The following is a 15,568-nucleotide window of genomic DNA, read 5'->3' as shown; positions in this document are numbered from 1 at the left end:
TATTCTATAAATGTGCTCTTTTGTTATATAGGAGTATAAATTATGGAAATTTCTCAACTCATCAAATCACTACCAAAAGCAGAACTGCATTTGCATATTGAAGGAACTTTAGAACCAGAACTTATGTTTGAATTAGCACAAAGAAATAATATTCAACTTCCTTATTCTAGTGTTGATGAAGTTAGAAAATCATATGAATTTCATGATCTGCAATCCTTTTTAGATGTTTACTATTTGGGAGCAAGTGTGCTTCGAACTCGACAAGATTTTTTTGACCTTACGTATGCATATTTAGAAAAGGCTCATGAAGATGGAATAACACATACAGAAATATTTTTTGATCCACAAACACATACAAAAAGAGGAGTTTTGTTTGAAGATGTGATTATGGGGATAGCTGATGCATTAGCTAAGGGTAAAGAAGATTTTGCTATTTCTTCATTTATTATTATGTCTTTTTTACGGCATTTAAGTGAAGAAGATGCTTTTGAAATTCTAGAATTAGCTAAACCATTTTATAATTATATTAAAGCTATTGGACTTGACTCAGCTGAAGTTGGGAATCCTCCAGAAAAGTTTAAAAATGTTTTTGCTAAAGCTCTCGATTTAGGTTTTTTAACAGTAGCACATGCTGGAGAAGAGGGACCTGCTGAAAATATCAAAAATTCCCTTGAGCTTTTAAAGGTTCAACGTATCGATCACGGTGTAAATTGTGTACAGGATGAAAAACTTGTTGAAGAACTCATTCATAAAAAAATACCTTTAACTGTTTGTCCCTTATCGAATATCAAATTAAAAGTATTTCAGAATATGAGCGAACACAATATAAGAGATCTATATCTAAAAGGTGCGTGCGTGACTATTAATTCAGATGACCCTTCCTATTTTGGCGGCTATTTAGCAGATAATTATCTTGAATGTCAAAAGCATCTTAATTTTTCTTTTATCGAGCTCATTCAAATCGCCAAAAACTCATTTCTGGCTTCATTTTTAAGTGAAGAAGAAAAACTTTTAAAAATTGAAGAATTAGAAAATTTTGTAAAGAACTTGAGTGGTCTTTATTCAGCAGGAAAATAAATAAGATAATGCGTACTTTAAGTGCAAATTTAGGTTTGCTCTTCTGATTCTTAATGATAAAGTTTATTCAAAATATTAGAAAATTAAGGTCTTTTCTTTTAAATTTATTATCACCTATGATGAAAAAAATATTTTAAAGTATTTTAATTTATATTTATTAATATATAAATAAAAGTAAATTATTTATTATTTTTTGTTTACAAACTAAAATTAATATTTTATAAAATTTTCGAACAACAACACTGCTTTTTTTTAAAAAGCAATAATAAGAAGGAAATTGTATGAAAAAAAGTTTTAGCTACTTATTTATTGTTTCATGTTTATCTATAAGTGCTCATACCAATAATTTATACGCAGAACAAAAAAATAGTGCTTTTATAAAAAACTCTGGAATATTAAAATGCTTTCCAGAGGATACTTACACGATAAAAAAAGGAAATCCAGTGCAAGCACATTGCGAAGCTTCTGCAGTCGCTTTTGTAAACAATATGCTCATCTTTGCCAATGATAAACCAATTCTTAAACCTTATTCACCCGTATTTTCAATTAATTTTTCGAATATTTTTTCTCCAGTTGCGGAGCAGCACATAACTCCTCATACACATCCAAATTTTATGGAACCCAGAAAAATAGAGGATTTTTCTGTTTCTTTAGACAATAAATATATTTTTGCAGCAACAGCTTTTGATTGGGAAAAGCCTGAAGAAGCCAGAGATTACAATGGAATGCTCATATATTGGCATGCAAATGACTTTAATAATGTAAAAACGATGTCAGTTTTAGATAATGGCATTGAAAATGAAAATATCCGATCATATCTTAATTCAGTTGTAGGGCACCCTTATTACAAAATTGAAGGACTAGCTATTTTACCAAACAATAAAATTCTTCTGGGCATACGTGAAAAAGGAGAATCATATAAAAATTTCTCATATACAATAGAAATGATTTCTGTTACATATCAGGAAAAAGACGATAAAATTTATTTAAATAATGATTTCAAGTTAGCTTATTCGTTTAATAATAGTAAAGATTTTGTGTCTGAAAATGTTGGACTCTCAAGTATTGAATGGGATAAATACAATGATAGATTATTATTGCTAACAAGCTATGAAGATCAAGAAGAAAATATAGGTGCTTACTTATGGAGCCTTGATCGTAAAGACCTAGAGAATGGCAATGCACCAGTACTTATTAAAGATAATTCTAAACCTCTTAATTTAATTAATAAAGCCGAAGGATTAACAGTACTAAATGATCATGAAATATTTATTATCAATGATGATGACAGAGTCATAAAAAACTCTGTTGTTAATGGAGTCGAACTGACAAGAAAAACAAATGAAGCTATTTATAATATTGTTGAATTTCAAAATAATTAAATTTAATAAGAAAAATCAAAAGAAATAAAATTTTTGCAATGCTTATATTCTTCATATTCCTAATTCACAAAAAAAAACATTCTTGAAGGGCATTTAAGGCAAGCAACTCTGCCCTGAAGGGATGCTATTTCTTTTTCTGAGAATTAAACTAAAAACCTAAAAATTACATAATTTAAATCCCCCGAAATAAATTTTCGAATATTTCTACTCGACATTATTATATATTTGTGTATTATTTACGTAGGATATTTTTTAAATTTATTATAAGGAGCACTATTGTGGCAAAAATATTATGTGTATTATTTGAAGATCCAATAAGTGGCTACCCAAAGAATTATGCCCGTGATGACATGCCTTCTCTATTAAATTATGAAGGAGGTCAATCACTTCCTAATCCCAGTAGCATAGATTTTCAACCAGGGCATTTGCTTGGAAGTGTTTCAGGTGAATTAGGATTAAGATCATATTTAGAAAAATTAGGACATAAATTTATTGTTACAGCTGATAGAGATGGCTCAGATTCTGTTTTTGCAAAAGAACTTAATGATGCTGACATTATTATATCGCAACCTTTTTGGCCAGCTTATTTGACCAAAGAAAGATTGGCGCAGTCTCATAACTTAAAACTTGTTATCACTGCTGGTGTTGGATCCGATCATATTGATTTAAGTTCAGCAATTCATAAAAAAATCACAGTTGCTGAAGTAACAAATAGCAATAGTATCAGTGTTGCTGAACATGCCGTAATGATGATTTTAGCACTTGTCAGAAATTACATTCCTTCATACAAATATGTAGTTGAAGGTGGTTGGAATATTGCGGATTGTGTCTCAAAATCCTATGATTTAGAAGGAATGCATGTTGGTACACTAGGAGCGGGTCGCATTGGTTTAGGTATATTAAAAAGACTCAATCCATTTGGAGTTAAATTACATTATTCTGATAAGTACCGCTTAACAAAAGATATTGAAAAAGAATTAAATTTAACTTACCATGAAAATATATATTCTTTAGCTCAAACTGTTGATGTTTTAACTATCAATTGTCCTCTTCATCCAGAAACAGAAGGAATAATCGATGATAAATTGCTTAAAAAAATGCGGAGAGGATCTTATATTGTAAATACTGCGCGCGGAAATATTTGCAATCAAGAGGCAATTGTAAATGCTCTTCAAACGGAACATTTAGCTGGATATGCTGGTGATGTTTGGTATCCTCAACCAGCACCTAAGAATCATCCTTGGCGGCATATGCCAAATCATGCAATGACTCCGCATATATCTGGAGCAACGCTTTCTGCCCAAGCACGTTATGCAGCTGGGGTAAAAGAAATACTTGAAGCTTGGTTTGCAAATAAACCTATTCGGAAAGAATATTTAATAGTACAAAATGGTGAACTCGTAGGAACTGGAGCTCACTCATATACAACAAGAAAGTCATAAAAAATATGATCTCTTTTAATTTAATGCTAGATTTTTTTTAATATTAAGACATTTTCTTTGTAAAATAATTTTTAAAACAACACCTTTGTTTTTTTCCCAAGAGGCTTCTCCATTCAGCTGGTTGATTAAAAATTTTATTAAATCAATATCTGACGATGCATTATTAAATTGATTGAAGAAATCACTATTGTCATGCAATGTGATGAGTGTGTAGCTGGCATTTTCTTGCCATTTAATTGAAATAATTCGATTTTCATTAACAATTAAAGAATGTTTGTTTAATAAATGGATAAATTCAAGAATAATAAGTGCTATGGTGAAAATTTGATTTATTGGAAGAATTGATTTTTCAGAAATATCTAAATTAAAATTAATATTTTCGAAAAAACTTTCTTTTATATTGTAAGATATATTTTCAGATAAATTAATAAGAAAATTTATAATATCTACTTTTTCCAAAATAAAACCTTGAAATAATTGATTGTCAATTTGTGAATTTTTTTCTAATGTTAAATATTTTGATCGACTCCAAGTAAAAGTAGAATTCACAACTAAAAAGATATTTTTCAAACATAATTGATTTCTAGTTAATAGTATATCTTTTTGTATAATTTTTCGATTTAGATACCTATTTATGAGCTGAGATTTTGCCAAGTAGTTTGAACGTAAAGAAATGAGTTTAGTTTGCAGTTCCAAGCCCAAATCAAAATCTATGGAGGACCATGGCTTTGACTTGCAATACGTTTCTTGATACCAAGTGGCAAATGAGCTTCTTGGATTCAAAGTTCCATCTTTTTCTAAATTATAACTATTAGGATTTCCACTCCACTTGATAGTCTGAATATACTCAGGCCTTAAAAAGACGATAAATGATGAAAAATCTTCGTTTAATTTTATAACAATAATACCAGCTGCGACTTCTTTAGACCACTGCTCAAAAATAGGGTCTAAGTCAATAAGTTTATCAATTAAAATTAAATCGTTTCTGACATAATTATTTAAATAACCAAGTATTTTTTCAGCAAACTCATAAGGAACTGATATATTTTTTTCGAATTTATTATTATATCTATAAAAGAAACTTTTTGCATCAAAAGTTTCTTTTAATTCTTCAAACTTATCATTTGGGATTTTTTCTAAGTTGCACTCTGCATTTTCATACTCTTTAATAAAATTATTAATTTTCGCATTTCCTAAACTCTTTGTTTTTTTTGACTTTCTATATCTAAAAAGCAATATTTTTCGAGAGAATTCATCAATTAAAACTTGAATTTTTGACAGAATTTCCACAGAAGTATAATTTTTTGTTTTCGAATGGCATCCAAAAATACCATAAAGTTTACCATCTAATACGATTGAAAAAGATGCAGATGATTTCAGTTCCATATTTTTTAAATAAGTTAAATGACTTTTTCCGATATCTCTGAAAAAAGAAAGTGTTAAATCAATATTTTCTTTACATCCTTCAATAGGGACTTGAAAATAATCTATGTTTGAAATTAATCTGAACTTATTCTTCATATAAATATTTCGAACAGTTAATGGTAAATCGGATGCAGGGAAATGGTGGTGAAGCAAAGATTCTAATTCTCCATTTTGAAAACTTGCACTAACATAGCCATGGTTATCTTGTAAAAATTCACATAAGTAAGCTCTTTCAAAGTTCAAAACTTCAGAGATATATTTACAAATATAATGCGATATTTTATGAATATTTCCTGAATATGATTTAATATATTGGAGCGTATCTTCATAATAAATTTCATCAAAATTATTTTTATAAGAATCGAATTTACTTTGAAACTCTATACATAAGACAGAATTTGAGATATATATTGCACATGGAATATCGTAAAGACAATTAAAATATTTAATCTGAAGAAACGATATAATTCTTGGCTTAACTTCTTTTTTATCTATTCGAGCAATAAAGTTTGTAATTTTTATGAGTGAAATTTGAGTAAAAAGAAGATCTATTGAATTTCGATAAATTTCATAATTGAAAATCCTTGGAAAATTTGTAGAAGCATAAATGGTCTTAAAACTTTTCAAATCGATACCAAGAAAAATTCCTTCCGATTGAATCATATTTGTATAGTTAACATTTAAATTTTCACAATTTTGAAATATTTCTGCTTGCTGCATTTTTTAATCCTTTGATTATACATATTTTTAGATGACTTATATCGTTATCTTCATTAAAGATGATTTAATATTGAATTAGATTGTATTTTCTATGATAATTATAATAATAAGAACATATTATAATAATTTGTAGGTTATGTTAATAAAATAGTATTTGTCAAGGAAATTAGGATTTAATTATTAACTTTAATTGTTAATATAATATAATTTTTATTAAAAATCTATTATTTCATCCTCTTATTATTTTTAATAAATGTATTTAAATGCATAGAAAACTTACTTAAGAATTCAATTTTTAAATAATATTCAAGAAAATATGATAGAAACTCATTTTTTATATTGTCTCTATGACTTTTAAAATATGAAGCAGAAGTGTAACTTAGAAATCTTTGCTTGATACTGACTTCTAAAGAAAGAATTTATTATAATTTAATTTTTGCAAAAAATAAAAAATTTTGTTCTTATAAAAAAAGAAGTTTGCGCCTTATGACAACGATTAAATAGAGTAAAAAATGAGTCGTAGATTCTTAATTTAAGGAAAGATTCGTTTTTGCATTTAGGATTTTTCTTTGCAATAGAATTTTTAAAGAAACACCATTATTTTTCTCCCAGCTTCCCACACCATTCAGCTGAGAAATTAAAAATCTTATTAAGTCGATATCTGAAGATGCATTTTTAAACTGATTAAAAAAATCGCTATTATCATGCAGAGTAATAGTTGTGTTATTTGAATTCTCTTGCCATTGAATTGAAATAATTCTATTTTCTTTAATAACGAGGGAATGCTTATTAGATAAATGAATAAACTCTTGAATAATAAGGCCGAATGTTATGCTTTGACTTATTGGCAATAATGAATTTTCTGATATTTCAAAATTTATTGTAATATTTTCGAAAAAACTTTCTCTTATATAATTTACTATTTTGTCTGTTAAATTTAATAAGAACTCTTTGAGATCTTCTTTTTCTAAAATAAAGCTTTGAAATTGAGCATTATTGTTAGTCTGATTTACTTTCCATGGATTGTATTTATATTGACTCCATGTAAAAATTGAGTTTACGTTTAAAAAACAATTTTTTAAACATAAGTGATTTTTAGATATTAGTAAATCTTTTTGCAATATTTTTCTACTTAAGTATCTATTTAATAGTTGTGATTTTAGTAGATAGTTTGACCGAATAGATATCAGTTTTGTCTGCAATTCTAATCCTAAATCATAATCTGTAGAAGACCATGGTTTCGATCGACAATATGTATCTTGATACCAAGTGGCAAAGGAGCTTCTTGGATTTAATGTTCCATCTTTTTCTAAAATGTAACTATTCGGTTTTCCACTCCATTTTATTGTTTGGATGTACTCAGGTCGTAAAAAAACAATAAATGATGAAAAGTCCTCATTTAACTTTATTACAATTAGACCAGAGGCTACTTTTTTTCCCCACTGCTCAAAAGTAGGATCTAGATCTATAATTTTATCAATTAAAATTAAATTATTTCGAACATATTTGCTTAAACAACTAAGTATTTTTTCTGCAAATTCGTACGGCACAGACAAGTTTTTTTCAAATTTGTTATTATATCTATAAAAGAAATTTTTTGCTTCAAATATATCTTTTAATTCTTCAAATTCATCATAAGGAATGTTTTCGAGATTGCAATCAGATTTTTCATATACTTTAATAAAATTATTTATTTTTGAATTTCCTAAGTTCTTAATTTTTTTTGATTTTCTATATTTATAAAGTAATATTTTTCGAGAAAATTCATCTATTAATACCTGAATTTTTGATAATATATCTAAGGATGTGTAGTTTATATATTTTGAATGACATCCAAAAATTCCGTATAATTTTCCATCTAAAACGATAGAGAAAGATGCTGCCGATTTAAGTCCCATATTTTTTAAATAAGTTAAATGACTTTTTCCAATATCTCTAAAAAAAGAATGAGTTAAATCCAGATTGTCTGTACAACCGTCTATTGGAACTTTAATATAATCAATGTCTGTTATCAATCTGAACTTATTTTTTATATAAATACTTCTTACAATTAAAGGTAAATCAGAAGCAGGAAAGTGGTGATGAAGTAAGGAATCTAACTCTTCATTTTGAAAACATGCTCTTACGAAACCATGATCATCTTGCAAAAATTCACATAAATATGAACGATCAAAATTCAATACTTCTGCCATATATTTGCATATAGTTTGAGATAAATTGTTTACATTTCCTGTGAATGATTTGATATATTGCAAAATCTCCTCGTAATAGATTTCATCAAAATTATTTTTATAAGAATCAAATTTACTCTGGAACTCTATACATATAACAGAATTTGAGAAATAAATTGCACAAGGAATATCATATAGGCAATTAAAGTATTTTATCTGAAGAAACGAGATAATTCTTGGTTTTACTTCTTTTCTTACTATACGTGAGACAAAATTTGTAATTTTCACAATTGAAAATTGTGTAAATAGAAAATCAATTGATTTTCCTAGTATTTCATAATTAAAAATATTTGAAAAGTTCTTGGATGAGTATAATATAGTAAAATTTTTTAAATCAATCCCAAGAAAAATTCCTTCTGATTGAATTATATTTGTATAATTTACATGCAAATTTTCACAATTTTGAAATATATTTTCTTTCATTTTTTTCTCACATCTTAAGTTGTTATTTAATTTAAATAATGAATTAATTTTGTGTTTTTTGATTGATATTTAATTAGATAAATTAATGCTCATTTAAACTGGATAAGAAAATATTATTCAGTCACTAGACTAAATTTTTATTAAAAAAAAGTGATCTTGTAAAGTTAATTTGTAAATTATTATATCTATAAATTTATATAATTAAAAAAAAATATTAAATCTTTATTTTTATCAATTTGTTAGAATAGCATTGACAAATATTTGACAATTTTTAAAAAGACTTTGTTAATAATGCAATTTTTAAATATTATTCAGTAATATATTAAAGAAACTCTTATGCAAAAGAGGTTAGTATGGTTACTAAAATAGTCAACAGGGATTTGAGTCGACGCAAATTTTTTCTCATCGGTGGTATAGCAGCAAGCGCTCTCTTCATAAATAAAATTGCCTGGGCAGAATCACAGTTTACATTAAGTCAACCAAAAGATTATGGGCAAAAACGAGCACATTTAAGTGATACTGAGTTTTTGCTTTTGTCAAAACTTCTCATGCATGAAGACTCTTTAGATATTGAAATGTCTAAAAAAATATATTTATTTTTAAAAAAATACAAGGCAGAAATATATTTACTTTATGAATATATACGCAGTCATTCACCTTTAGATAATCAATCTTTTAAAAAATATTTATTAAGTAATAAAAAAATACTGATGACTTACTCAAATATTATGAAAGCTTGGTATTCAGGTGTTCTTAAAATTGGTAAATCTGCTATGCGTTTTACTTATTTTGATTCTTATATGTTTCGTTTGATGGCAGGCCTTGCTCCGACTCCAGGTATCTGTGGTGGTCAAACAAATTACTGGTCTGAAAAACCTAATGTTTAAAAATACAACATGCATAAAAAATGAACTCTTAATCAAAGTGAGAATTGTATATGAGCATCGAAACTATATCTGCTGATGTTGTTGTTGTTGGTTCAGGAGTGGCTGGAGCGTTGGCAGCCTATGAGCTTTCAAGAAAGGGAATAAAAAATATTATAATGCTTGAAGCTGGTCCAAAAATAGCGCGTCAGGCGATTGTAAATAACTTTTATAAGTCAATCGATTCACACAATTATATGGAACCTTATCCGATGGCTATGCATGCTCCACATCCAAATCCAAGCCATCCAGAAGGTTACATTATTGAAAAAGGAGCAAATAGATACAATACCCAATATATGCGTGTCGTAGGCGGAACAACATGGCATTGGGCAGGCTGTACATGGAGACTCCTACCAAATGACTTCAAAATTAAATCTTTATATGGAATAGGTCGAGATTGGCCATTGGAGTACAATGAACTTGAACCATTTTATGAGTTAATGGAAAAAGAATTGGGAGTTTCTGGTAATGATGATTTAGGCTCACCCCGTAAAGCGGATTATCCAATGAAGGGTCTAGCTTTTACATATATGGATTCTTATATAGAAAAAAAACTTGCACCAAAATATAAAGTCATTTTAGAACCTCTTGCAAAAAATAGCATCGAATATGACCAACGCCCACCTTGCTGTGGCAACAATAATTGTATGCCAATTTGCCCAATCGGTGCGCAGTATAGTGCAATTGTTCATGTAGAAAAAGCTGAAAAAAATGGTGTAAGACTTATGGAAAACTCTGTCGCATATTTTATCGAGACAGATAGTAACAAAACAGTAACAGCTGTCTATATTAAAACACCAAATGGACAAAAGAAAATAGTAAAAGGGAAATATTTCGTTTTGGCAGCAAATGGTATAGAAACCCCAAAATTATTGTTACTTTCTACTTCTGAAAAAAATCCTCACGGTGTTGCCAATAGAAATGATCTCGTTGGACGTTTTCTAATGGATCATCCAGGTATAAATAGAACTGTTACTTTAAAAGAACCTATTTATGGTGGAAGAGGCCCTGTAGAACTATCAGCAATTTTAGAATATAGAGATGGAAACCTGCGAAAAAAAATGGCTTCAAAGAAAATTCATTTTGGCACACAAGTGAATTTTAAAGAAATTTCAGATTCGCTCATTGAGCAGGGTTATTCTGGCAATGAACTCAAAGAAAAATTCAAATATAGAGCAATTCGAACTTTTGGCATAGGAAGTTTTCACGAACAGCTTCCTGATTTTAATAATAGAGTTACAGTGAGTAATAAACTAGATGCAATTGGTATTAAAAGGCCTCTTATTCATTATTCGATAGAGGATTATGTAAAGAAAAGTGGAGAAGATACTATTATTAAAATGAATGAAATTGCGAAAATGCTTGGAGCTGAGGAAATTACAAAAGCCAAAGGCTTTGACCCCAATAATCATATTATGGGGACAACAATAATGGGAAGCTCAGATAAAGATTCTGTCGTCAATAAAGATTGTCGAACTCATGAAAATAAGAATCTGTATATTGCATCGAGCAGTGTCATGCCTTCATCTGCATGTGTTAATCCAACCGGTACTATCGCTGCGTTGAGTTTAAGGATTGCCGATACAATTTATCGGCAAATGTCAAAGTAAAATAATTTTTCAATTCATCTCAACCTGCTCTATATGGTATTTCCTTAAATTTTCTTCAATCTCATATTTCATTTTCTTATTAAAATTTTTTGCAAAAGCCATATACACGCTTACTTTTTTACTCGGTACTTTTACCATCTTTATTGATGAAATAAAACCCATACTCTTTGCTTCAAAATAAAGGGCTTCAGGTAAAAAAGCATAAGCGACAGTGATCCTTTTGTGGATTAGCTTATTGACAAGGATTGGAATGAAATTTTCATTAGCGGTTTCGTCTATCCTCAATAATTTTTTATTTGTTGTAATAAATTCACAGTAAGCACTATTTTGGACAATACCAATAGTTTCATCTTTTAAATCTGCTACTGAAGTTATATTATTTAATTTTGAAGTTTTTAAAACCATTGCATAATTATCAGTTGTGTAAATAGGATTTATACTAAAATCGATTAATTTTTCTCTTTCTGGATTTTTTCCTAAAATTGCCACAATATCTAAATTTCCTAAACTCACTTCTTTTAACACACGCGAAAGTGGATATTGTTGAAAACTCAAATTATATTTATCGAATTTAAGTATTTTTTTTCTTAAAAGATCTATTATAATGCCAGTTTCTTTTCCGGTTTTTCCGTCTAAATAAGTAAAAGGTCTATTATTAAAAAAACCAATCCTCAATGTCTTTTTTTCTTCTGATGAAGATATTTGATTATATAAAAGTAAGAAAATAATTAAAATTATACGCATGTTTTATTCTCACTCTAATTATTTAAACTATTGTGATATAATTATAGATTAAAGTCAATTTTAGAGAATAATTTTTAATATTAATTAGTATTTAGAGAGCTATAAAAAGCTAGGGTAGCAACAAATGCTGACCAAGTTTATTAATTATTTCAATGCTTTGTTCTCGGTTAAGCCTTGGGTCACAAAATGTCAAATAATTGGTTTTCAGCTGCTCTTCAGTGATGTTTGCCGTTCCACCAACACATTCAGTAACGTTGATCGGAGAAATTTCGAAATGGGCACCCGTTAAAATGGATCCATATTTTTTATGAATACCAATAGTTTCATTGAGTTCTTGCCATATTTTTTTAAAATATCTTGTTTTTATATCATGCTGAGTTTTTTCGGCATTGCCGTGCATAGGATCACAACTCCAAGAAACCGATAAATGAGCGTATTTAATTTTATCAAGGAGTGAAGGCAATATACTATGCGCTACATTTGCACCAAATCGAGTTATCAAAGTTATGCGTCCCAACTGATTTTCTGGATTTAATATTTTAACTAAAGAAACAAGTTCATGTGGGGATGTATGAGGCCCCACTTTAATTCCGATTGGATTTGAAATTCCTCTTAGATATTCAACATGCGCTCCATGAATATTTTTAGTTCTTTCACCAAGCCAAAGAAAATGTGTTCCATAATTAAACCACTTTCCTGATTTTGGAGAACAACGGGTCAATGCTGATTCATAATCTAGGTGCAATGCTTCATGAGAGCAGAAAAATGAAGCATTTTTATACTCTAAATTTAATTTTAAATGATCTTTAATCCAGGAAAATGTTGATCTTGAACACTCATATGCCCGGATCAAGCGCAATGGATCGGCTTTTCTTGCATCTAAATTAAAGTCGAAACCATTTATAATATCGCCTCTATAACAAGGAAGAGAAATATTATTAATTGTTTCAAAAGAATGTGATCGGGGCTTAGCGTATTGACCAGCTATTCTTCCTATAATAACGATAGGTTTATCTATAATGTTTTTTAAATTTTCAGCTAAGTTTTGTAAATGTTGAACTCGGGTTTTCACATTAAACTTATTGCAATCTAAAAATGTTTCTGCGCAATCTCCAGCTTGTAAAATAAATACATTTCCTTTAGCTGCTTCTTGAATATAATATTGAATAGAATTTATTTCTTCTTCAGTAACTAAATTCACACTGCTTTTTAAATTTAAGAGGCACTGCTCTAAAAGAATTTTGTTTTCATAGATGGGTTGTTGAACTGTTTCATAACTTTTCCAACTATTGGGGTGCCATGTAGAATCGTATTTGCTTTGTAATTGCGCAGATTGCATGTATAACCTTTAATAAAGCGTATATGTAAGAAACAAAAATCAATGTATCAAGCCAAAATATGTTCCTACAATAAGAATAAACCCAAGAAATAATCGATACCACGCAAAAATGAGGGTTGATCGTCTTTCCAGATATTTCATTAAAGCAAAAACAGCCAAAAATGCAGCTATTGAGGCAGTTATTAAGCCGACTGCAAGAACACTCCATCCTTGGGCAATCATTCCTGCATTATACATTTCATGTATTTCTTTAAACCCAGCTCCAACTATAACAGGTACGCCTAAAATAAAAGAAAATGCCGCAGCTGTTTCTCTTTTCAATCCGAGGAATAGTCCCGCAGTGATAGTTGAGCCTGATCGAGATACCCCTGGAATGAGTGCTGCAACTTGAGCCAATCCAACAATTAAACAATCTTTAAAAGTTAATTTACTAAAATCTCTTTTATGTTTACAAATTTTTTCTGCAACAATAAATAAAACTCCCATAATTATACATGCGACTCCAATAACATATAATGATCTTAATGGAGAATTTGGTGAGTTAAGAGTTGATTTTAATAAAAGCCCCATAATACCTACAGGAATCGTTCCGATAATGATACCCATGCCTAATCTAAAATCAGGTGATGAAAAATTCCTCTCTTTAATGCTTAATAAGGTGCCAAAGAATATTTTTGCAATTTCTTTTCTGAAATAAATCATTACTGCAAAGAAGCTGGCAAGTTGAACAGCACCTGTAAAAGGAGTCCCCGGATCTTGCCAACCTAAAAATGCTGGAATGACTCTTAAATGGGCTGTGCTACTTATAGGTAAAAGTTCAGTTATGCCTTGAATAATTCCTAAAATTATTATTTTAAAATATCCTAACTCTGCAAAGCCACAATCGATTAAATGATCATGTACTGGAATTGGGCAAACAAGACTCATACTGATTCCCTCATAGAAAAAAGTTGCACAAAGGAGGTAGATACCATATCGTTTGCTCTTGGCCACTGAGTGGTGCCTATATTTTTTTAAAAGAGCCCGTCTTTTTTTTATACTAACACAGACGAGTTCTTTTTTGCGTGTATTGTATTAGGAGTGAAAAATGAGTGAACTTCAACGGTCTTCACTTGAAGAAATTCGAGAAAAATTTGAACCTATTCGGAGGTATCTTTGACACTCCATTAAAACGCAAAAGGGTTCTTGAAATCGAGTCAGAAAGCAATACAGATATTCATTTTTGGAACGATAGAAAAAAATCTTCAGCCTTATTAAAAGAAAAAAAGAATATTGAAGATGGGATCTTATCTTGTGAATCACTTCTCAAAAAGTTTGAAGATATTCTTGTTGCGATCGAGTTTGGTGAAGAAGGTGACGAACAATCAATCAAAGAAGCTGATACAGGGATTGAAGAACTTGCTAAAGAAGTGCAAATCTTAGAAACGAGAAGACTTCTTTCAGGTGAAACAGATAGAAATAGTGCAATTGTGACAATCAATGCAGGGGCCGGTGGAACAGAAGCCTGTGACTGGGCAATGATGATTATGCGCATGATCTTACGTTTTGCAGATAGAAAAGGATTTAAAGCTGAAGTTGTTGATGAGCTGGAAGGTGATGGCGCAGGTATTAAAAATGCTACTATCACTCTTGATGGCGAATATGTTTACGGGCTATTAAAATCAGAAAATGGTGTCCATAGACTTGTACGAATTTCTCCTTATGATTCAAATGCACGAAGACATACGTCATTTTGCTCTGTTTTTGTAAGTCCTGTTATAGACGATGACATCAATGTTGAATTAAAAGAAAGTGATTTAAAAATTGATACATATCGTGCTGGTGGGGCAGGAGGTCAGCACGTGAATCGTACAGATTCAGCTGTGCGTATGACCCACTTGCCAACAGGAATTGTTGTGCAGAGTCAGCAACAAAGAAGTCAAATTCAAAACCGTGAAACTTGTATAAAGCTTTTAAAAGCGAAACTTTATGAACTTGAACTAAATAAGCGGCAGGCAGAATCTAAAGCAATTGAAGATGCAAAAATGGAAAATGCATTTGGTTCCCAAATTCGTTCCTATGTTTTGCATCCTTATAAACTTGTTAAAGATGTGCGAACTCTCGCACAAAGTAGTGATCCTTCTGTCGTTTTGGATGGAGATATCGAAGAATTTTGTGTTGAATACTTGCGCCAACTGGCAGCAGGGCAATTTAAAGGCAAAGGCGGAGGAAACGATGATTTCGATTCCTAATGCATTTATAAATTAACT

11 protein-coding genes are annotated in these 15,568 nt (G+C 29.7%); 6 read left to right on the top strand and 5 right to left on the bottom strand.

All coding sequences use genetic code 11. The features are described 5' to 3' along the window. Positions 1–42: 42 nt before the first annotated feature. The 3 genes from H7355_RS01500 (at position 43) to H7355_RS01490 (ending at position 3,901) form a co-directional block, all read left to right on the top strand. Entirely contained in the window at positions 43–1,077 is a 1,035-nt protein-coding gene (locus H7355_RS01500) for an adenosine deaminase (protein WP_186644275.1), read from the top strand. A gap of 281 nt (positions 1,078–1,358) precedes the next feature. Next, the gene (locus tag H7355_RS01495; RefSeq protein ID WP_186644273.1) at positions 1,359–2,459 is read left to right on the top strand and encodes a hypothetical protein; all 1,101 of its coding nucleotides are present in this window, start codon (positions 1,359–1,361) and stop codon (positions 2,457–2,459) included. Between the two features lie 278 nt (positions 2,460–2,737). Next, positions 2,738–3,901 carry an NAD-dependent formate dehydrogenase gene (locus H7355_RS01490; RefSeq protein ID WP_186644271.1) on the top strand — a complete coding sequence of 388 codons (1,164 nt, stop codon included), beginning with the start codon at positions 2,738–2,740 and terminating at the stop codon, positions 3,899–3,901. A gap of 15 nt (positions 3,902–3,916) precedes the next feature. Here the strand turns inward: H7355_RS01490 and H7355_RS01485 are convergent, their stop codons facing one another. Beyond that, positions 3,917–6,046: a GAF domain-containing protein gene (locus H7355_RS01485; RefSeq protein ID WP_186644269.1), complete on the bottom strand. Its 2,130-nt coding sequence runs from the start codon at positions 6,044–6,046 to the stop codon at positions 3,917–3,919. Positions 6,047–6,573: 527 nt separating this feature from the next. Further along, positions 6,574–8,700: a GAF domain-containing protein gene (locus H7355_RS01480; protein ID WP_186644260.1), complete on the bottom strand. Its 2,127-nt coding sequence runs from the start codon at positions 8,698–8,700 to the stop codon at positions 6,574–6,576. A 353-nt stretch (positions 8,701–9,053) separates the two neighbouring features. Between H7355_RS01480 and H7355_RS01475 the strand changes: the two genes are divergently transcribed. Together H7355_RS01475 and H7355_RS01470 are read left to right on the top strand one after the other, a co-directional pair. Next, complete coding sequence (locus H7355_RS01475; RefSeq protein ID WP_186644251.1) at positions 9,054–9,587, top strand: sugar dehydrogenase complex small subunit; 534 nt, start codon at positions 9,054–9,056, stop codon at positions 9,585–9,587. A 50-nt stretch (positions 9,588–9,637) separates the two neighbouring features. Then, positions 9,638–11,236 (top strand): GMC family oxidoreductase, encoded by a 1,599-nt coding sequence (locus tag H7355_RS01470; protein ID WP_186644249.1) that lies wholly within the window; start codon positions 9,638–9,640, stop codon positions 11,234–11,236. A gap of 9 nt (positions 11,237–11,245) precedes the next feature. On the opposite strand, the gene H7355_RS01465 is transcribed toward H7355_RS01470, so the two are convergent. From H7355_RS01465 to H7355_RS01455, 3 genes are all read right to left on the bottom strand, one after another. Then, positions 11,246–11,980: a substrate-binding periplasmic protein gene (locus tag H7355_RS01465; RefSeq protein ID WP_186644247.1), complete on the bottom strand. Its 735-nt coding sequence runs from the start codon at positions 11,978–11,980 to the stop codon at positions 11,246–11,248. Positions 11,981–12,089: 109 nt separating this feature from the next. Continuing rightward, entirely contained in the window at positions 12,090–13,319 is a 1,230-nt protein-coding gene (locus tag H7355_RS01460) for a 3-deoxy-7-phosphoheptulonate synthase (protein ID WP_186644245.1), read from the bottom strand. Positions 13,320–13,358: 39 nt separating this feature from the next. Beyond that, positions 13,359–14,246: an undecaprenyl-diphosphate phosphatase gene (locus H7355_RS01455; protein WP_186644243.1), complete on the bottom strand. Its 888-nt coding sequence runs from the start codon at positions 14,244–14,246 to the stop codon at positions 13,359–13,361. A gap of 160 nt (positions 14,247–14,406) precedes the next feature. On the opposite strand from H7355_RS01455, the gene prfB reads away from it, so the two are divergent. Beyond that, positions 14,407–15,550, top strand: a protein-coding gene (gene prfB / locus H7355_RS01450) for a peptide chain release factor 2 (protein WP_390807654.1) whose coding sequence is annotated in 2 segments (ribosomal slippage) — positions 14,407–14,475 and positions 14,477–15,550 — 1,143 coding nt in all. Because the reading frame shifts where the segments join, the coding sequence is not laid out codon by codon here. Positions 15,551–15,568 lie beyond the last annotated feature (18 nt).

The organism is Fluviispira vulneris, assembly GCF_014281055.1.
Classification (GTDB): Bacteria; Bdellovibrionota_B; Oligoflexia; order Silvanigrellales; family Silvanigrellaceae; genus Silvanigrella; species Silvanigrella vulneris.
Note: the sequence above shows the minus strand (reverse complement) of the source record. Positions and strands in the feature narration are given on the sequence as shown.